This is a genomic window from Microbulbifer discodermiae (assembly GCF_040742695.1).
Taxonomy (GTDB): Bacteria; Pseudomonadota; Gammaproteobacteria; order Pseudomonadales; family Cellvibrionaceae; genus Microbulbifer.
The window spans coordinates 1-16,622 of sequence record NZ_JBFLAB010000036.1 but is presented as its reverse complement, the minus strand read 5'-3'; the positions used below and the strand labels follow the sequence as shown (position 1 = coordinate 16,622).

At 51.7% G+C, this 16,622-nt stretch carries 25 protein-coding genes; 16 read left to right on the top strand and 9 right to left on the bottom strand.

Going from position 1 to position 16,622, the window contains the following annotated elements; translation table 11 throughout:
- Positions 1 to 23 precede the first annotated feature (23 nt).
- The 8 genes from AB1S50_RS13085 to AB1S50_RS13050 form a co-directional block, all read right to left on the bottom strand.
- Positions 24 to 320, bottom strand: a complete 297-nt coding sequence (locus AB1S50_RS13085; protein WP_367151230.1) for a phage antirepressor KilAC domain-containing protein — start codon at positions 318 to 320, stop codon at positions 24 to 26.
- A complete protein-coding gene (locus AB1S50_RS13080; RefSeq protein WP_367151229.1) occupies positions 317 to 478 on the bottom strand; it encodes a hypothetical protein in 162 nt (53 codons plus the stop codon). The genes AB1S50_RS13085 and AB1S50_RS13080 overlap by 4 nt, the downstream gene beginning before the upstream one ends.
- On the bottom strand, positions 471 to 845 hold the full coding sequence (locus tag AB1S50_RS13075) for a dATP/dGTP diphosphohydrolase domain-containing protein (protein ID WP_367151228.1): 375 nt from the start codon (positions 843 to 845) through the stop codon (positions 471 to 473). The genes AB1S50_RS13080 and AB1S50_RS13075 overlap by 8 nt, the downstream gene beginning before the upstream one ends.
- Entirely contained in the window at positions 842 to 1,156 is a 315-nt protein-coding gene (locus AB1S50_RS13070; protein WP_367151227.1) for a DUF7673 family protein, read from the bottom strand. Before AB1S50_RS13070 ends, AB1S50_RS13075 begins: the two co-directional genes overlap by 4 nt.
- Positions 1,153 to 1,485 (bottom strand): hypothetical protein, encoded by a 333-nt coding sequence (locus tag AB1S50_RS13065; protein WP_367151226.1) that lies wholly within the window; start codon positions 1,483 to 1,485, stop codon positions 1,153 to 1,155. Before AB1S50_RS13065 ends, AB1S50_RS13070 begins: the two co-directional genes overlap by 4 nt.
- The gene (locus tag AB1S50_RS13060) at positions 1,482 to 1,673 is read right to left on the bottom strand and encodes a hypothetical protein (RefSeq protein ID WP_367151225.1); all 192 of its coding nucleotides are present in this window, start codon (positions 1,671 to 1,673) and stop codon (positions 1,482 to 1,484) included. Before AB1S50_RS13060 ends, AB1S50_RS13065 begins: the two co-directional genes overlap by 4 nt.
- A complete protein-coding gene (locus AB1S50_RS13055) occupies positions 1,670 to 1,996 on the bottom strand; it encodes a response regulator transcription factor (RefSeq protein WP_367151264.1) in 327 nt (108 codons plus the stop codon). The genes AB1S50_RS13060 and AB1S50_RS13055 overlap by 4 nt, the downstream gene beginning before the upstream one ends.
- A gap of 243 nt (positions 1,997 to 2,239) precedes the next feature.
- The gene (locus AB1S50_RS13050) at positions 2,240 to 2,911 is read right to left on the bottom strand and encodes a LexA family protein (protein ID WP_367151224.1); all 672 of its coding nucleotides are present in this window, start codon (positions 2,909 to 2,911) and stop codon (positions 2,240 to 2,242) included.
- Between the two features lie 37 nt (positions 2,912 to 2,948).
- On the opposite strand from AB1S50_RS13050, the gene AB1S50_RS13045 reads away from it, so the two are divergent.
- Both AB1S50_RS13045 and AB1S50_RS13040 read left to right on the top strand, forming a co-directional pair.
- The gene (locus tag AB1S50_RS13045; protein WP_367151223.1) at positions 2,949 to 3,245 is read left to right on the top strand and encodes a helix-turn-helix domain-containing protein; all 297 of its coding nucleotides are present in this window, start codon (positions 2,949 to 2,951) and stop codon (positions 3,243 to 3,245) included.
- Positions 3,246 to 3,382: 137 nt separating this feature from the next.
- Positions 3,383 to 3,553, top strand: a complete 171-nt coding sequence (locus AB1S50_RS13040; RefSeq protein ID WP_367151222.1) for a hypothetical protein — start codon at positions 3,383 to 3,385, stop codon at positions 3,551 to 3,553.
- Between the two features lie 11 nt (positions 3,554 to 3,564).
- Here the strand turns inward: AB1S50_RS13040 and AB1S50_RS13035 are convergent, their stop codons facing one another.
- Positions 3,565 to 3,738 carry a hypothetical protein gene (locus tag AB1S50_RS13035; RefSeq protein WP_367151220.1) on the bottom strand — a complete coding sequence of 58 codons (174 nt, stop codon included), beginning with the start codon at positions 3,736 to 3,738 and terminating at the stop codon, positions 3,565 to 3,567.
- Positions 3,739 to 4,158: 420 nt separating this feature from the next.
- Between AB1S50_RS13035 and AB1S50_RS13030 the strand changes: the two genes are divergently transcribed.
- The 14 genes from AB1S50_RS13030 to AB1S50_RS12965 all read left to right on the top strand — a co-directional run.
- Positions 4,159 to 5,217 carry a PriCT-2 domain-containing protein gene (locus AB1S50_RS13030; protein WP_367151219.1) on the top strand — a complete coding sequence of 353 codons (1,059 nt, stop codon included), beginning with the start codon at positions 4,159 to 4,161 and terminating at the stop codon, positions 5,215 to 5,217.
- Positions 5,214 to 6,902, top strand: coding sequence for a DUF5906 domain-containing protein (locus AB1S50_RS13025; protein ID WP_367151218.1), 1,689 nt, complete (start codon positions 5,214 to 5,216; stop codon positions 6,900 to 6,902). Before AB1S50_RS13030 ends, AB1S50_RS13025 begins: the two co-directional genes overlap by 4 nt.
- Positions 6,903 to 7,214: 312 nt before the next feature.
- Positions 7,215 to 7,583: a hypothetical protein gene (locus AB1S50_RS13020; RefSeq protein ID WP_367151217.1), complete on the top strand. Its 369-nt coding sequence runs from the start codon at positions 7,215 to 7,217 to the stop codon at positions 7,581 to 7,583.
- Between the two features lie 177 nt (positions 7,584 to 7,760).
- Positions 7,761 to 9,416: a hypothetical protein gene (locus AB1S50_RS13015; protein WP_367151216.1), complete on the top strand. Its 1,656-nt coding sequence runs from the start codon at positions 7,761 to 7,763 to the stop codon at positions 9,414 to 9,416.
- Between the two features lie 136 nt (positions 9,417 to 9,552).
- The gene (locus AB1S50_RS13010; protein ID WP_367151215.1) at positions 9,553 to 9,903 is read left to right on the top strand and encodes a PaaI family thioesterase; all 351 of its coding nucleotides are present in this window, start codon (positions 9,553 to 9,555) and stop codon (positions 9,901 to 9,903) included.
- Positions 9,904 to 10,221: 318 nt separating this feature from the next.
- Positions 10,222 to 11,079 carry a hypothetical protein gene (locus AB1S50_RS13005; protein WP_367151214.1) on the top strand — a complete coding sequence of 286 codons (858 nt, stop codon included), beginning with the start codon at positions 10,222 to 10,224 and terminating at the stop codon, positions 11,077 to 11,079.
- A gap of 181 nt (positions 11,080 to 11,260) precedes the next feature.
- On the top strand, positions 11,261 to 11,638 hold the full coding sequence (locus tag AB1S50_RS13000; protein WP_367151213.1) for a D-Ala-D-Ala carboxypeptidase family metallohydrolase: 378 nt from the start codon (positions 11,261 to 11,263) through the stop codon (positions 11,636 to 11,638).
- Positions 11,639 to 11,682: 44 nt separating this feature from the next.
- The gene (locus AB1S50_RS12995; protein ID WP_367151212.1) at positions 11,683 to 12,285 is read left to right on the top strand and encodes a hypothetical protein; all 603 of its coding nucleotides are present in this window, start codon (positions 11,683 to 11,685) and stop codon (positions 12,283 to 12,285) included.
- 721 nt (positions 12,286 to 13,006) lie between these two features.
- Positions 13,007 to 13,483 (top strand): hypothetical protein, encoded by a 477-nt coding sequence (locus tag AB1S50_RS12990; protein ID WP_367151211.1) that lies wholly within the window; start codon positions 13,007 to 13,009, stop codon positions 13,481 to 13,483.
- A 90-nt stretch (positions 13,484 to 13,573) separates the two neighbouring features.
- Positions 13,574 to 14,083 carry a hypothetical protein gene (locus tag AB1S50_RS12985; protein WP_367151210.1) on the top strand — a complete coding sequence of 170 codons (510 nt, stop codon included), beginning with the start codon at positions 13,574 to 13,576 and terminating at the stop codon, positions 14,081 to 14,083.
- Positions 14,080 to 14,328, top strand: coding sequence for a phage holin family protein (locus AB1S50_RS12980; protein ID WP_367151209.1), 249 nt, complete (start codon positions 14,080 to 14,082; stop codon positions 14,326 to 14,328). The genes AB1S50_RS12985 and AB1S50_RS12980 overlap by 4 nt, the downstream gene beginning before the upstream one ends.
- A complete protein-coding gene (locus tag AB1S50_RS12975; RefSeq protein ID WP_367151207.1) occupies positions 14,328 to 14,702 on the top strand; it encodes an HNH endonuclease in 375 nt (124 codons plus the stop codon). The genes AB1S50_RS12980 and AB1S50_RS12975 overlap by 1 nt, the downstream gene beginning before the upstream one ends.
- 103 nt (positions 14,703 to 14,805) lie before the next feature.
- Positions 14,806 to 15,267, top strand: coding sequence for a phage terminase small subunit P27 family (locus AB1S50_RS12970; RefSeq protein WP_367149261.1), 462 nt, complete (start codon positions 14,806 to 14,808; stop codon positions 15,265 to 15,267).
- Positions 15,264 to 16,622 (top strand): terminase large subunit (locus AB1S50_RS12965; RefSeq protein ID WP_367151206.1); only part of this gene is annotated, 1,359 nt, incomplete at its 3' end. The genes AB1S50_RS12970 and AB1S50_RS12965, both read left to right, overlap by 4 nt.

Below are 16,622 nucleotides of genomic sequence, written 5' to 3'. Positions count from 1 at the left end.
GCGCTGGGACGCTATAGAAGCTCTCAGTTGCTATTGGCTGCTTTTTCTGTAATTTCAGAATCAATCAGGCTGCGAATCCACACCATGCCTTTGGCCGTGACCAATGCGGTGATGTGTTGTACCTGTACCGAGCCGCGCAAGTATTGCGTGCACTTGGGGAAGAGCAAATGCTCTTCAACGGCATGTTTTGTTGGTGAGTTTCGCATCGGTGCCTGGTCGCAGAGCAGGCCACTGTCACGCAGCTTCTGTAGCAAGGTATTTCTACCAATACCGACCGTCCGCGCGGCCTGGGTGAGGGTGAGCATCTTTTCCTTTTTCATGCGGTTTGATCCTCGGTTGCGTTGATTTCTGCTTCGCCATGGACTGCCTCACTGAGTGCGGCAATGTGCTCGCGCAGACTCTCAATTTGCAGCTGCTGCCCTTTCACAGTGCTTTTGAGGTCAGCAACGATCTCCAGTAGCTGTGAGAATTCATTCATGGCGGGGCGGCACCGGTTGGGCTGGGTTGCAATCCAGTTCGAGTAGAAACAGCAGACAGCAGGTGGCGTGTGCCAGATGATGCCGGCCGGTTTCCTGGTCTTGTTCTTCACCACGCATATAGGCACTGATGTGGCGCAGGGCGGCGGCGGTGTAGCGACTCTGATAGTTGGGTACCTGGCGCCAGTTATCCGGGGCGTACTTTTCGGCACCATAGGTAAGTACCTGTACGACCTCTTCCATGCCGTTCCAGGGCAGCAGCTCCCAGCGGGGTTTGCCCTCGTCGTGTTTTTGGCCGGTCAGCGCTTTCTGCTGGGAGTGGGGCGGCGATGAGGGCTTGGATTGTTGGGGTTGATATCCGTTGCTCACGCCACTTTCTCCGTGTTGCACGCCATTCGGTGTGCCCAGCGCTGGCAGAGGGCCCTGAAGCGCTTGTCGCCGTTGTTGATCACCGTGTGCGGCTCGTGGCCGTGGTAGCGCAGGGTGATCACGCACATGGCGTGGCGGTAGTAGTCGCCGTCCAAGCGGGTGAGCTCGGCCACCGGTAGAGTAAAGTCGTAGCTGTTGTAGGCGCTGAGCAGTACCAGGGCGGCAACCTCGCTGCCGCCGCACTGCAATCTCTCCAGCTTCATCAGTGCCTCGACGCTTTTGGCGGCGTCAGTGAAGGTCGTAGTGGTCATGCGGCGTCTACTCCATGAATGGCTCTGTCGAGGGCGTCCAGTTGCTGTAGGAAGATCTGGACTTTTTCGCGGGTGTCGTTGAAAGCGCGGGAAACGGCTTCTTCGCGGGTTGCGCCAAAGCCTTGGGCGAGTCCGGCGCGATAGTCCGGCGGGGCGTTCACTTTGATCACTGCGTGGAATTTATTACTTCTGTTCACCTGCTCTTCGTTGCGGCGGTGCATCTCACCAATTTGCTCATCGCCCAGAAAGATCTGTTGGGTTTCTAGGACGTCTTCCCTATAGGCGGTTTCCGGCTCATCATCGAAGGCTTGATAGTAAAGGTTGTTCATGCAGCGTCTCCTCCGAAGGGTGGCCAGTCGTTGTGGGTCGTTGGGCGCGCAAGCGCCGGTCTTGGATTCACCAGACGCACACGGCGACCGTTGCCCTCGATAACTGCAATGTGGCCGGTACGGCGCTGAATTCGCTGGATACTGCGCTCATTCATTGCGGTCGGGTGTATAAACACAGTGGCGGTCATGCCAGGTCCTCCCGGTTGCGGATACGGATGGTTCTGATGGTGGGGCGACGTTGGAAGCGGGTGCGCATCAATTCGTTAGCGTCTGGTCCCGCACCGGCAATGACTGCTGCTAGGAGGGCAAATTGAATCAGGCCGTGCTTAACAGCCTTGGCAACCGCATCGGTGCTGTTGCGGGCGCGGAGCTTAAAAAAACACTCGCTCAACAAGTTGTCGACATTGGCGACAGAACACCCCATAGCTGCGGCCGTTTCAGCATAAGAAAGGCCGCGTGCCCGGTGGGTTAGGGCTTCTGCCTGGCGCGGAGCCAGTGGCTTGTACTTCATCACCTGGATCCCTCTATAGGACCTTGCTGCATGGGGAATAAGTTAGTGATGTGCATGGCTGTTCTCCTTGTTGCCAAGAAAAATAGCAAACGCTATCAGATAGTGCAATAGCAATTGCTATTCATTTTGGCAAAAAGGCGACCACTATGTTGAATTTGGTCAGGATTTGGGGTGTATTTAGTTGATCTAGTGCGGGGTAGGGTGCGGAGTTACGACTTGCTGTTTCCTGCAGCCATCCATTGCTTACAGGTCAAGCTCTACCTTTTTAGCTACCCCGATAATGCGACAAGTGCCATTTATAGGGATGGGGGCGTAAGCTGGGTTAAGTGGCTTTAGGTACTTATTGGGGCCATCAATTACTAGACGTTTAAGAGTGGCTTCTTGTGTGTCCACTAGCTTAGCAATGACGATGGAACCGCTTGAGTAGTCTGCGTCAGGATCCACTATTACTACCGAGCCCTCAGGAATAGAGATTCCAGTTGGGGCTGTCATCGAATCTCCTTTGACGCGTAATGCAAAAGCGTGTGGACCTACACGAGCGGAGGTTTCGCGCCATTCATCAGCTTCGCCAGGTCGGAAATTATCGACAATCTCCTCCCAGTCACCGGCCTGCACCCAACTGATTAATGGGACCCTGCCACGAATTCTGGGCCCAGGAGCCACGTTGGAGTGGTACGTCTCCGCCTCTTCTTTGACGGCAAAATCTTCCCTATGCGGCTTGTCGAGGTCAAAGCTACTTAGTTGCAGCTTCTCCTCCATCTTTCGGGCGGCCTTTTCCCCAAAATTTCGATGCTTATTCAGTAGTTGAGAAATATAGGTGGGGTCCACCCCAAATCGGCGGCCGAACTCAGCGGTAGTTTTGTGTTTGTTGACAAGTTGGCGGAGATTTTCCCGCCTGATCTCGCTTATATCCATCTTGCAATTCTTTCAGATATTAGCAAAACGTAAACTGATGTTTGCTATTGCCAAGATCGATAGCATACGCTATCGTAAATGTATGAACGCTATCGCCAAGGCCGTCTCCCTGGTCGGAACACAGAAGAAAATAGCTGACATGCTGGAGATTCCGCCAGCATGTGTATCGCAGTGGTGCAAAGGGGTTCGGAAAGTCCCTCCTCGCCATTGTAGAAGAATTGAGCAGGCAACCAGCGGTGCCGTCACTCGCTACGATCTGAGGCCGGATATTTTTGGCCCTTTAGAGGAACAGATAGCTTTCCCAATAGTTGAAGAAGTCCAGCAGGCAAGTTGACCGGCCTGGGATTGGTAGGTGATAGCAGTACAACGATCATTATGACGCCTCCTGATTGGTGGAGCGCCCAGTCTGCCAACCAAAAGCGGTTCGGTTAATCGGCCTATACCTATGGAATTTCATACAGGGGGTGAAGTATGGATAAGCAAGACCTTCAGAAGGCAATTGAGGAATTCTTAAAATCAAAGGAGGGCGCTGCAATGGTGGCCGAAAGCCTTTCTATGCATTTCGACCGCAATGACGTGGTGCTGCTTAGCCCAAAGGAAGGAATTAAAGGCGCGAATGAAGCCCAGCTGGGGCCGAGCTAGCACTTCAGTTATTAGTTTTTGTGCGCGTTGTGCACCGCGTCATAAATGATTTGAAAGGCATTGGCAAGCTTCTCGGCGTCGTCTTCGATCATTTCACCTGATGGCCAGTGGGAGGAATTTCCGCCTCCGCGCTGAAGAGAGGCAATCAGGATGTCTGCGGCAATGCGCTCGTCTGAATCGTCCATAGGAAAATCTTTGTTGCGGTGGGTATAGAAGCCAGCAGCATACAGGGAATGCCGAAATCTGCCCAGTGAAATATGGGAGGTCTCAGGAGGACTTATGACCAGACTAAATCAGTCTCGGGGTTGGACTACTACGGATGAAATCCGCTACCTGGAATCTGTAGCCAAAAGGCACGGCCGCCGGTTACCGGAACCCCTGCAGAAGTCATTGAAAATGCCGGTATTTGATGCGGAGCTTTTCTTGCGGGTTTGGTTGGATACCTGTGGCCGAAGACGATGGCCGCCCCGCTTCAATTTGCCAAAAGCGCGTCGAAAGGCAAAGGAATTACTTCGTGAGCTGCCGATTATGGCGTGTGCTGCATAGGGATAAACAGGACTCTTTCTTTGCATTCAGTGGGGTTCCGCCTTAGGGGGATTTGGACCATGCACGATCAATGTACGCTGGAGGATGTGCGCCGAGCGCTGGATTTCCTGGACAGGGCGGATGAGCGCGATATCTGGATCAAGGTGGGTATGGCCATCAAGTCGGAGTTTGGTGACGATGGTTTTGATCTTTGGGATTGCTGGAGTCAGGGAGCCGATAACTACAACTGCGCTTCCGTAAAGTCTAGCTGGAAAAGTTTTAAGGCCGGCGGTGGTATTGGTATTGGCACTTTGTTTTCCCTGGCCAGGGAATGCGGATTTGTATTTGAGCGTCGGGCGCTAACTGCGGAAGAAAAGCAACAGTCCGCTCAGGAGCGCGTAGCACGTGAACGCCGGAGGGCGTTGGATACTGAACGGCAGGCAGCGGAGGAGGCGGCCTGGTCTGAACGTATCGCCGTGATAGCGCAGTCCATATGGGCCAATCTAAAGCCAATGGGGCGTAGCCCGTACCTGGGCCGCAAGAAAGTAAAGGCTTACGGGTTGCGCTTCTTCTCCGGGCCACTTCTACTGGTGGAGCGTGGGAATGAGGTTAAGATGCTCACGGACTGGACAAAGATCAAGCCAATTTTTGATATGCCCAAAGAGGAGCGTGAGCGCCAGGACATCAAAATCCAGTTTTTCAAAAAGAAGCATGCGGCGCTGCCGTTAATGGATATCGACGGCAAGATCTGGAATCTGCAGGTACTGACGGAAAACAGCAAGACGTTCCTTCGGCACGGGCGCAAGTCAGGGCTCTTTTACTGGATCGGGAAGCCGGATCCGGGCAAGCCATTGATTCTTGTAGAGGGCTATGCAACCGGTGCCAGTATCCGCGAAGCGACCACGATCGGCGAGCGCTACGAATGCCCGGTTGTGGTTTGTTTCGACTGCGGAAACCTGATGTCGGTGGCGATGCAGCTGCGGGAGCGCTACTCGGAGCAGCATATGGTGTTCGCTGCGGACGATGACTGCGGTACTGAGGGCAACCCGGGCATCACCAAGGCCACTGAGGCGGCGAAAGCCGTGGGCGGTGGCGTTTGGATTCCATCGCTAAATGGAGAGCTGGAGAAGGTCGCGTGAGTGCCGATAAGAAAAAGACCAATCTGGATTTCAACGATATACATGTCGCCCACGGTTTGGCGGAAGTGCGGCGGCAGTTTGATGTGTTTATGGAGAATGTGTCCTTCCTCCCCCGCTCCCCACCTAATGAGGCGCCCGCGGCTGTTGATCTGCCCCCGCCGGAATCTCCCGCACCCTCACTGATCGCAGAGGCGCGCGAAATTACACTTGAGGATGCACTCAAGCGCTTTGCCTTGATATCCGGCACTACCAAGGTGTGGGACGAGCATTTGCACCGGGAGCTGAAGTCGACGGCTTTCCGGGCCGAAGTTGGCGCCGCCGTAGCGAAGCAGTTCATGGATGCTTCGGAAAAGCGCAAGGTGCTGGAGCAGGACGTGCGCCAGTTCGTCGCCGCGCGCCAGGCCGCCCAGAAGGGGGCAGGGGGAGTCGGCGAGATGCTGCGGCGATTCACGTTGCTGGAGGGCACGGAGGAGGTGTGGGACCGCAAGCATTGGGAGCGCAGCCCGCTTAAGGTGATAAAACATATCTTCCCGGATACCTATGACATTTGGTACCGGCATCCTGACCGAAAAATCGTGCCGAAAAAGAACGTGGTTTTTGACCCTACCCGAAAGGTGAATCCCAAGACGCATATCAATACCTTCCAGCGGCTACCCCTGAATCCGGTGCGCGACCTGGATAAATGCCGGAATATCCGCGCGCTGCTGTGGCACCTGTGCAACTGTGATGACGAGGTGTGGAGGTGGATGGTGCGATGGCTGGCCTACCCGTTGCAGTATGTGGGCTCAAAGATGGATACGGCCTTACTGGTGCACTCTGATGTGCATGGGTCGGGAAAGTCGCTGTTCTTCGATGTGGTGATGCGCAGGGTCTACGGGGAATACAGTGCGACCCTGGGTCAGCACCAGATTGAGAGTACCTATACGGACTGGAAGTCGAGTCTGCTGTGGGGTGTGTTTGAGGAAATCTTTTCCCGGGACAAGAAGTATTCCCAGACGGGTAACATCAAACAGATGATTACCGGCGCCACCGCCCGCATCGAGAAGAAATTTGTCAGCGGGTGGGAGGAGGCGAACTATATGAATAGCGCCTTTCTCTCCAATGAGGTGCTGCCATTCCCGGTGGAACCTATGGATCGGCGATTCCTGGTGGTGTGGCCGGAGAAAACGCTGCCACTGGAACTGCAGAAGGGAGTGGGTGAGGAGCTGGAGAACGGCGGTGCGGATGCCTTCTACGGCTGGCTGCTGGACCAGCAGCTGGGGGATTTCCATACCCGGACCAAACCGCCAATGACCGAGGCCAAAGAACGATTGATCAGCTTCGGCCTGCCCAGTTGGGAGGTGTTTTATCGGGCTTGGGAGTCGAAGGAAACCGATGCGCCTTTCCACACCTGCCTCAGCGGTGATCTCTACCATGTGTACCGCAAGTGGTGCAGGGCGGGGGGCTTTCACCAGATGGATATGAACCGCTTTTCAGAGGCGATGGCGACCAGGGTGAAGAAAAAGAACCGGCTTGAGTACGATAGCCCTGGTGGATTCGGCAGGGGAATCAAGAAGGGGGTGCAGGGCACCTTCTTTCTCATGCACGCACCACCTGGTGGGAAAACACAGAAGGAGTGGCTGTCGGAGTGCGTGAGGGCGTTTCGCGATGAGATCGGGGCCTTCCACGAGGAGCAGCCGACATGAGCCCCGTATACCCCCGTATAGGGCCCGTACATGACGGATATACAGTATACGGCTTTGCTGGCCGCGTGGTTGCTGGGGTTCTTGCGGTTCCCGTATACCTGTATAGCCATATCGCGCGCGCCCGCGCGCGCGTAACCCGTGACGGTTCCCCAGCTGGTGGACTCGAAGATTTTTTTCTCGCGCGAGGGACGACAATTTGCCCTACGGGTATACGGGACACTGAGAAAGTGTAGCAACCATGCGGGCTGTAGAGCCGTATACCTGTTTTTTTTGATATACGGGACATATACGGGGGTATACGGGTTAGGTGGTATGGGTGAAACCAGAGGGGGTGTGATGATTGAGCGTGTGCATTTGCGGTTCCAGGAGTGGGCGGCAGCGATGGAGGGGCTTGGTGTTGGCTCACCATTGGGCTATTCGGCCTGGGTGGTCGGGTCGGGTAGCGCAGAGGGCACGATACCGATTAATTCTGATGTACGGGAGGTAGAGCAATTTGTGTTGAAGCTACCGAAAGATTTTGGGGATACAGCGCGCTTGTTTTATTTGCCGCCATATTTAACGCATGACCAGGCGGCTAAGAAACTAGGCGTTTCCAAGCGGACACTGTATCGGCGCATTGATGGCATTCACATTCTGTTCTACGCGGAACTGTATCGCGGCCCATTGCCAAGAGTTGCATAAAAAGTGTTGACAGCGTGGCAAAAAGGTAGTGGAATGTAGGCAAGCTAGTAATGCTGACTTCAAGTAAAGCCCGGATTTTCTCCGGGCTTTTGCGTTTCTGAGTATCGCTAATTTCTTTTATTTTGAATGGCGTAATTTTCTTCTAGTAAAGTCAAAAAATATAAATAAGGTCTACCCATGACAACAGGAGAAGTGGACGAAACTAACCGCAGCTCTACCCAGGCGAATGAAGAGGATGCCCAGGCGAGTAACACCGTTGTAGAGCCGGAAGCAGGCAAGGTATTAGCCGGTCAGGAGGCTTATGACCTCTACAAGCAGGGTCGGGAGGCCTGGAATCAATGGGCGGATACGCATGCTGGTTGGGTAGTAGATTTTACTGATTGGGATTTTTCGGAAGAGAAAGAAGTTAATTTTTCAGAGTTTCGCTTCCCTGGATCAGCAAAATTCAATAAAGCCACATTTGGTAATAGGTACGTGTCATTCGACCATGCCAGCTTCGGTGAAGGGCGCGTGTACTTCGAGCGTGCCAGCTTCGGTGAAGGGCATGTGAACTTCGGGGGTGCCAGCTTCGGTGAGGGGCCTGTTTCCTTCCAAGGGGCTAGCTTCGGTGACGGGCACGTGAACTTCGCGGAAACCAGCTTCGATGGCGGAGATGTGGCATTTAATGGCGCCCGCTTCGGTGACGGGGACCTGATATTTAATAACGCCCGCTTCGGTGACGGGGGTGTGACCTTCTGGCGCACGAGCTTTGGTAAAGGGGTCGTGTCCTTTCAGTATGCCAGCTTCGGTGACGGATTTTTGTCCTTCGCGGATACGAGCTTCGGTGAAGGGCACGTGAGCTTCATGGATGTCAGCTTCGGTAAGGGGGGAGTGCTATTCCAGAAAGCCAACTTCGGTGATGGGAACGTGGACTTCCTTTGTGCCAACTTCGGTGATGGTGGCGTGTCCTTCTATGGTGCCAGATTCGGAGATGGTGACGTGAACTTCGATCGAGCCAGCTTCGGTGACGGGGTCGTGTACTTTATCGAGACCAACTTCGGTGACGGGCGCGTGACGTTCAATAAGGCCAGCTTCGGTGACGGGGTCGTGTCCTTCGAGGAAGCCAACTTCGGTGATGGGGACGTGGACTTCTTTGGTGCCAGATTCGGAGATGGTGACGTGCACTTCGATCAGGTAATCTTTGGTGATGGTGATGTGAGCTTCAGAGGGGCATCATTTCCTGGTGCAATTGTGTTGGACAAGGCAAGGTTTCATCGGGTGCCTGATTTTCGGCAAGTCAATTTTGGTCGTGAGATTTCTCTTCACAATACCGAAGTAGGGTATCAAGAAGAATGGTATGGCATATTCTTAAAAAAAGCAGTGAATGAGGAGGCCTCCGATCGGTTAAGAGGCTTGCGGCGTATGGCGGCAGAGGCTAGGGATCATACGCGTGAGATGGATTTTTTCGCTAAGGAAAATCGTGCAAAATATATCCACGAGCTAAATCTCTTCCAGTACTTTCCCATTTTTTTGTATGATTTTTTTAGTGATTTCGGACGCAGTATATTACGCCCAGTAGTTGGTCTGCTTTTCACGATTTTTGGGTCAGCTTGGGTTTTTTATGATCAATCTTGGAAAGGGAGTTTTTGGGATGCTCTTTGGTTATCTGTCTCAAATGCACTGCCTTTTGTGCCCTGGAGTAGGGCTGCCCGACCAGATTATGTGACGGCACTCTATGGGCAAAAGATTTCCGAACTGCAATTGGTTAATTTTGTCGCATACGGACAAAGTATCTTATCCCTGATTTTTATTTTCTTGATTGGCCTGGCGCTGCGCAACAAGTTGCGGCTTTGAATATCAGTTACTAATATACAGTAATCATTGAATCTTACTCTATCGATCCTGGCAGGGTGACAAAGGGAATAAATCTATGGAGGATATCCTTCGTTTGGCAAAAGAAATATTTGATGCGTAACCTTTTACGCAGTTTTTGCATGCCGAACTTTACCAGGCTGATAAGTCAAGTGTCGAAATTAGGCTTTCCATCACGCCTGAACTATTACAACAGCATGGTTTCGTCCATGGTGGTGTACTTTCATATCTTGCAGATACTGCAATCACCTTTGCAGGCGGTATAGCTCTGGGTGGGGATGCTCTGACATCAGAGTTCAAAATTAACTATATAAAACCAGCGAAGGGAAATTATCTCAGTGCTCAGGCCAAGGTCATCAGTGCCGGTAAGCGACAATCTGTTTGCCAGTGCGAAATTACGGCTGTGGAAGAGGAGTCGAGATTGTTGTGTGCCATTGCTCAGGGAACAGTGGTAAAATTATCTAAGTAAAATGTAACCTAACTGTATTTAAATGCAGCTTTTATACATTAACAGCATAGGAGCCTAGGTACTATTTTTAGGTAAGCTGTCGCAGAAGTATGCACAGCGGGACCATTCTCCCTCTTAAAAGCCCTGCGGGCGGATCTGCAGGGTTTTTTTATTGGAAATGTGAACAAAGTGTGTAGTTTTACTATTACATGATATTACACTCTGTAGACTTTTCAGCTGGGCGCGTTATGCTTCTATCCGGGATATTTACAAAACTTAATATCAATTGTCGGTAATTTAGATTTTTACCAAGTGAGGATTGGAATGATAAAGAGGGTAATGACTTTAGCTTTTCTGCTTTGTTCTCAACTAGCGTTCTCTGAGGGGACCGGTGAAGAATTACAAGAGCTTATTGATTCTTCGTGTCTAAATGACGGGTTCGTGCGACTGGATCAAGACTATCGTATTAACGAGCCAATCTATGTCAAGTGCAGTATGGATGCGCAAGATAATACGGTATACGTAGAAGATGGTTCAATTAGGGCTCTAGTTGTGCAAGGGCTTTCCAATGTGAAGCTTATCCTGCCTCACGTAATTAATGTTAGTACCGACCCTGGTAACGGACTTTGGACTGATCCTGGGACAGGGGTTTACATAGTAAACGTTATCAACTCACATATTGAAATTGCCAATATTAGAAATTTTAAGTATGGATTGGCACTGATCGGAAATGGCCAAGGTACAGCATATAACAATGTACATATAAGGCACTTGGAGAATAATCAAAGAAATCTTCTGTTACAGCCTTGGAATAGAGGATGGGTAAATCAGAACAATTTTTACGGTGGACGATACTCGCATTGGTCTAATGAGGGAGAGGTATTGGATGGAGTTTCACACATTGTCCTTGTAGATGACTATAATTCCGAAGATCCGCATGGACCTCCAAACAATAATACATGGTTTGGAGCTTCTTTAGAGGGCAACGTTGCTAAGTATGCCGTTGATATTTCTGGCGACTATAATGTTTTTTATAATTCTCGTTGGGAGTCAATTAATCAGGTGATTTTTAGGAATAGAGCTTGGGGAAATGTTATTCATTATGGGTACGGAGTGTATAGATTGCTGCAGGACAATAGAGTTGTATTTGAAACCTCTAGTGACGCTACAAAAAATAAAATAATCTCATCACTATAAGTTATTCTTGCATGGCCGAAGTTTATATGTATAAGAAGCTCTATCAGAGAAAGTTAACACTATTTTATTAAGTGTGGAAATTGTTGGCATTCTAAAAAAATAATACTCCTTAGTAGAGTATTTTACAGTCGAAACTATTGTTGAGCCCGCCCAGTGCGGGCTTTTCATTTCTGGTGATCCTATGTTCAAGAACGATTACTTCACAGAAGAGGAGTTGGCTTGCCGTTGTTGTGGCAAGAACCACTTCTCGGATGACACCTTGTGCCGATTGATCAGGGTGAGGGAGCGGTTTAACAAACCGATGGTGATCAATTCGGGTTATCGCTGCCCCGCGCACTGCGCCAAGATCGGCTCCACCATGACGCATACCACGGGGCAGGCGGTGGATGTATCAGTTGCTGGTGGGCGGGCCTATGAGATGCTGAGTATCGCGCAGGAGGAGGGCTTTACCGGTATTGGTGTGAAGCAGAAGGGCGCTCATGGCGGCCGGTTCATCCATCTGGATGACCTTGAACCCGTACCGGGCGAGCGGGCCCGGCCCACAGTCTGGAGCTACTAGCAGCCTTTCTGGGTTGTATAATATTTGTTCAATGGCCTGATTTGATGATTATTAACGAAGGGGAACCGGCGCAGAATTGCTTCCAGGGTAGTAATCAGGATAATACTGGTCATGATGATCAGTATATAAATGTTAGGTGCAAAATGATTCGAGCATTGTTCTTTATCTCATTGCTTGCTCCAGCAACGGTGTGGGCATGTTTTGCTCCGCCTGCATATTTAATGGAGAGCGATGCACGGCTAGTGGCTAATACACCTATCATAGTGCTAGCCACGGCGATGAATGAAATACCAACCAAAGAAGACCGGTTACCATCATTTGAATTCCAAGTAAAAGAAATTCTAAAAGGGAACCCTCCAGAAAATTTTACTTTGAATGGGTACTCAGCAAAAGAGCAAGAAAATGGCCCAGGAGATTTTCAAAATCACCTTATGCCTCACTTTTGGGCATTTAATACAGGCAATAGCATCCAGCCAGGAGATTGCGAAGCGTATGGGTTGTTTGAGGTTGGGCAAGAATATCTGATATTTCTTCGCAGAAACTCACATCCTCGTGCCTACGAAAAAATTTCCACTAAAAAAGACCTATGGTATAAGGTCATTAAATTGCTAACTGAACAGTCCGTACAAGGCAGCCAGAGGAATTAAACTATCGTCCCAATTTGGATATGGCTATTTATACAAATCGAATAATCCTAGGCCAATTAAACCATATGTTAAAGAAATGGATGAGTTTAGGATTTTGTCAGTATTGGTACAGAGATACAGATTGAGCGGTAGCATATGGTAAAAAGAATGAAGAAGCCAGTAATCCAATTTGTTCTCAGCATCCTTTTTATTTACTACTTTGCAAACTTATAGGAGCAAGCGAAACTGAGTTATGGGCTGGCATTTTTATTGGAGTCTTCATCTTTGTCGGGTTGCCGGTTTTAATCCTAAGCTGGGTAGATTTTGGAAGCTACTTAAAAAGTTTGAAAACTCGTTCTTGGCTAATAAAGGTAGTGGGGTTTATCTTCGGTATCCCGCAAGCTCTCTTTGGTTTCGCTTCGCTAGGAATTGGAGTTGGGCTAGTTATTTGGGTCTTATACAACAGCTTTATAGAAAGGCAGGAAGAATATACTGGCGGGTTTATGTCGCTTGGCATGAGTCCAATGTTTATTGGTTTTGGTTTGTTCCTCCTCGTGTCAGCTTTCAAAAGGCGTAGAGGCGCCTAGGCTCGGTCAAGTTTAGCAATCGCAGGCAGTATGCTACGGCCCTCCGCTAGCTGCTCTTATTCAACTACCCAAACCGGCCATTGAGCCGGTTTTTTATACTTAGAGAAAGTTAATTCCTAAGGTCTCATAATCTGGAGATATCCAAGGGAGGGCGAATGAAGGGAATGGTATATCATTGCTTCCAAGACTGTTATCAGGATAATAGTGGTCATGGTGATCAGTATTTAAAATTTATGAGTAATCGCAGCATCGAGATAATGAAGTCAGCTATTTATTCTCTGGTTGTCTTTTGTATTGTTGGTCCATTTATCGGGGCCATTATTTTTGCTGGGGTGGCGGGAGAGTCACTTTTGGAGGTTTTGTTTTTCGCCTATTTTATGGGCTTAATTCCAGCTGCGGCATCATGTTCAATAAATTGGATTTTATTTTTGTCGCTTAAGAACAAGCTAGAAATTCCCAACTACTTAATGGGCGTAGCAAACGGGTTTATATTGTTTGTTATTTTAACAATACTAACAGGCTTTCCAAGCTATTTAGATAGCAGTGTAGTCTTATTGTTAATATTTACAGTGCCGCCAGCTATATGTAGTAGTATCGTAAATTCATATGCAAACAAGAGAATACACTCATAACAAATAAGGATATGTTGTGCTTGTTGCAACATTTACACCTAAATAAACAAACCGGCCCCTGAGCCGGTTTTTTTATGCCCGGAGATAACTATGAGCTGGAAAGCAATCGTTAAAAGCGTGGCTCCGACCCTGGGCGCTGCCTTGGGTGGTCCGGTGGCGGGTACTGCGGTGAAGTTCCTCTCCGATCATTTCCTGCAGGATGGCGAGGGTAGTGAGCAGGACATCGCGGAGCTGGTACAGAACGCGAGCCCTGACAAGCTGCTGGAGCTGCGGGGTCTCGACAACGACTTCAAGGTGAAGATGCGCGAGCTGGACATCGATGTGTACCAGCTTGAGGTAGAAGACCGCAAGAGTGCACGGGAACTTGGTATTAAAGGGGGCCTGTGGGTTCAGGCGGTGCTGTCGTTTGTGTTTATCAGCGGCTATTTCTTCCTGACCTACCTGTTGTTCTCCGGCAGCGTCGAGGTAACCCCGGCATTCGAACAGACCGGAACTCTGATGCTCGGCGTGATCACCGGTGCAATACCAATGATCCTGCAGTTCTGGTACGGCTCCAGCCAGGGGAGTAAGGAAAAGACAAAGGCGATGGTGAAACCATGACCGTTCACGACCTAATGCGAGAGTTGGCGGAGAAGGCCGGCCACGCCACTACGGTAACCGCCGGTGCGATTGGCAGTCTCTACAGCCTGTTTACCCAAAACCCCATTGGCTTCATCTGTGCTTTGGTAGCTGTCGCCTCCTTTGTGATGAATTGGTACTACAAACGCCAGGATAACCGTCGGGCGGAAGAGACCCACCAGCGCCACCACATCCTGATACAGCAGCGCGAACGAAATAAGGTCTGATGCCACAGAAGGCCAAGCAGCCCTGCCGAAAGTGTAAGGCTGCGCACAGCAATGCAAACGGCTACTGTGATAGCCACCAGCAGCAGGCCACTAACTGGCACCAATGGCAGAGAGAGCGTGGCAGCAGTGCCAAGCGCGGCTACGGAGCCAAGTGGCGACGACTGAGAGCAATCATCATCGAAAGAGACAGCGGTCTGTGTCAGGCGTGTAAGGCCGAAGGTAAGTACCAGTCTGGTTCACATGTAGACCACATAACACCAAAGGCACAGGGCGGCACAGACGAGCCGCACAACCTGCAGCTTCTATGTGTGGAGCATCACAAGCGCAAGACCGCGCAAGAAGGCAAGGGTGCGAGAAGGGAGGGGAGGGGTTGATTTCTACAGTCTATCTCACCAAGACCGCCGCCCTAATCAAATTTTCATATTGGCTAAATTCAAGTAGGGGGGGTATCCGGTTTGGATGCTCTCGGTGATTGATATGACGGCAGGTAGACCCCGGAAAGCTCCACAGCTGAAGGTGCTGGAGGGGAGTTTCCGTAAAGACCGCGACGACCATGGCGCGGGCCAGTTCAAGCCGATAGGCCTGCCGCCGTGCCCGGTCTGGCTGCCTCGCACTGCGAAGAAGTACTGGAAGGAAATTGGCCCGAAGCTGGCGGAGGCCGGTCTGGTGTCCCTGCTGGATACCGCAGCCTTCGCGGCACATTGCGATTCTGTGGGCAAGTTCGAAGAGGTCACCCGCAAGCTCAAGAAGCTGGATGACATGATGGACAAGACCCCGAACGGCCTGCAGATTCAGAGCGCCCTGTTTACGATTCGCAATAAGCTGTGGGACCAGGTGCTGAAATCGGCCAGCGAGTTTGGCCTCACACCTGCGGCCGCAAGCCGGGTGAAGGCACCGGACCAGAAGCAGTTATCTCTGGGTGGGTTTGAGGATCTGTGAGCAGACAGTATGCGGACATCGCAACCGCTTACGCGCGGGATGTGGTAGCCGGAAAGGTCGTTGCCTGTGAGCATGTGAAGCGAGCCTGCGAGCGGCAGCTCGCCGACCTGGAGCGGGACTGGGATTATTACTTCGTCCCGGAGCTCGCCGCCCGGGTCTGCAAGTTCATCGAACTGATGCCGCACATCAAGGGCGAATGGGCTGGCCAGCGCATCACCCTGGATCCCTGGCAGATATTTATCCTCTGCGCGATTTTTGGCTGGGTGGATGAGCGCGGTAACCGGCGATTCAAGACCGCCTACGTTGAAGTCCCGCGAAAGAACGCGAAGTCCACGCTCTCCAGCGGCGTGGCCCTGTACTGCCTGGCGGCGGATGCGGAAGCGGGTGCGGAGGTATACAGCGCGGCCACTACCCGCGACCAGGCGCGCATCGTTTGGGCCGATGCCAAGCGCATGGCAGAGCGCAGCTCCGGCCTGCGGGCGCGCTTCGGCGTGAACACCAGCGCCCACGCAATTTATGTGGAGGAGACGGCGAGCACCTTCAAGGCTCTGTCCCGGGACCAGGGCGGCAACCTGGACGGCCTTAATGTGCACTGCGCGATCATCGACGAGCTGCACGCGCACAAGACGCGCGAAGTTTTCGACGTGATCGAGACGGCCACCGGCGCGCGCTCGCAACCGCTGCTCTGGCTGATTACCACGGCGGGCTTCAACCGCTCCGGGATCTGCTACGAACAGCGTAGCTACGCCGCCAAGGTGCTGAACGGCGCGGAGCGAGACGAAGAATATTTCGGAATCATCTACACCCTCGACGAGGGGGACGACTGGACAGATCCCGCAAGCTGGGCGAAGGCCAACCCCAACTGGGGCGTCTCGGTTAAGCCGGAAGACATCACCAGAAAGGCGCGCAAGGCCATGGCCATGTCCGCTGCGCAGAACAATTTTCTTACCAAGCACCTCAACGTGTGGGTGAACGCCGACACGGCATGGATGGATATGCGTGCATGGGATCGCTGCGAGTCCCCCCTGACACTGGAAGACTTCGACGGACAACCCTGCTGGATCGGCCTCGACCTCGCCAGCAAAACGGACATCGCCTCCATGGCCCTGCTGTTCAAGCGCGGAGACAAGTTGCACGGCTTCTTGCTCAACTACCTGAATGAAGCGGCGGTGGAGGATGGCCGCAACAGCCAGTACAGCGGCTGGGAGCGAGATGGGCGCCTAGTAGTAACCCCGGGCAACGTCACCGACTACGGCTACATTGAGCGCGACCTGGAAGAATTCGCCGGCCGCTTCCGCATCGAATGCGTGGCCTATGACCCTTGGCAGGCTGAGTACTTGTCCCAGCGGCTCACG

Excerpts from the sequence above, each read along its gene's own strand:
- AB1S50_RS13085 (WP_367151230.1), bottom strand. The coding sequence starts at position 320 with ATGAAAAAGGAAAAGATGCTCACCCTCACCCAGGCCGCGCGGACGGTC.
- AB1S50_RS13080 (WP_367151229.1), bottom strand. The coding sequence starts at position 478 with ATGAATGAATTCTCACAGCTACTGGAGATCGTTGCTGACCTCAAAAGC.
- AB1S50_RS13070 (WP_367151227.1), bottom strand. The coding sequence starts at position 1,156 with ATGACCACTACGACCTTCACTGACGCCGCCAAAAGCGTCGAGGCACTG.
- AB1S50_RS13065 (WP_367151226.1), bottom strand. The coding sequence starts at position 1,485 with ATGAACAACCTTTACTATCAAGCCTTCGATGATGAGCCGGAAACCGCC.
- AB1S50_RS13060 (WP_367151225.1), bottom strand. The coding sequence starts at position 1,673 with ATGACCGCCACTGTGTTTATACACCCGACCGCAATGAATGAGCGCAGT.
- AB1S50_RS13055 (WP_367151264.1), bottom strand. The coding sequence starts at position 1,996 with ATGAAGTACAAGCCACTGGCTCCGCGCCAGGCAGAAGCCCTAACCCAC.
- AB1S50_RS13050 (WP_367151224.1), bottom strand. The coding sequence starts at position 2,911 with ATGGATATAAGCGAGATCAGGCGGGAAAATCTCCGCCAACTTGTCAAC.
- AB1S50_RS13045 (WP_367151223.1), top strand. The coding sequence starts at position 2,949 with ATGTTTGCTATTGCCAAGATCGATAGCATACGCTATCGTAAATGTATG.
- AB1S50_RS13040 (WP_367151222.1), top strand. The coding sequence starts at position 3,383 with ATGGATAAGCAAGACCTTCAGAAGGCAATTGAGGAATTCTTAAAATCA.
- AB1S50_RS13035 (WP_367151220.1), bottom strand. The coding sequence starts at position 3,738 with ATGGACGATTCAGACGAGCGCATTGCCGCAGACATCCTGATTGCCTCT.
- AB1S50_RS13030 (WP_367151219.1), top strand. The coding sequence starts at position 4,159 with ATGCACGATCAATGTACGCTGGAGGATGTGCGCCGAGCGCTGGATTTC.
- AB1S50_RS13020 (WP_367151217.1), top strand. The coding sequence starts at position 7,215 with ATGGGTGAAACCAGAGGGGGTGTGATGATTGAGCGTGTGCATTTGCGG.
- AB1S50_RS13015 (WP_367151216.1), top strand. The coding sequence starts at position 7,761 with ATGACAACAGGAGAAGTGGACGAAACTAACCGCAGCTCTACCCAGGCG.
- AB1S50_RS13005 (WP_367151214.1), top strand. The coding sequence starts at position 10,222 with ATGACTTTAGCTTTTCTGCTTTGTTCTCAACTAGCGTTCTCTGAGGGG.
- AB1S50_RS13000 (WP_367151213.1), top strand. The coding sequence starts at position 11,261 with ATGTTCAAGAACGATTACTTCACAGAAGAGGAGTTGGCTTGCCGTTGT.
- AB1S50_RS12995 (WP_367151212.1), top strand. The coding sequence starts at position 11,683 with ATGATTATTAACGAAGGGGAACCGGCGCAGAATTGCTTCCAGGGTAGT.
- AB1S50_RS12990 (WP_367151211.1), top strand. The coding sequence starts at position 13,007 with ATGAAGGGAATGGTATATCATTGCTTCCAAGACTGTTATCAGGATAAT.
- AB1S50_RS12985 (WP_367151210.1), top strand. The coding sequence starts at position 13,574 with ATGAGCTGGAAAGCAATCGTTAAAAGCGTGGCTCCGACCCTGGGCGCT.
- AB1S50_RS12980 (WP_367151209.1), top strand. The coding sequence starts at position 14,080 with ATGACCGTTCACGACCTAATGCGAGAGTTGGCGGAGAAGGCCGGCCAC.
- AB1S50_RS12975 (WP_367151207.1), top strand. The coding sequence starts at position 14,328 with ATGCCACAGAAGGCCAAGCAGCCCTGCCGAAAGTGTAAGGCTGCGCAC.
- AB1S50_RS12970 (WP_367149261.1), top strand. The coding sequence starts at position 14,806 with ATGACGGCAGGTAGACCCCGGAAAGCTCCACAGCTGAAGGTGCTGGAG.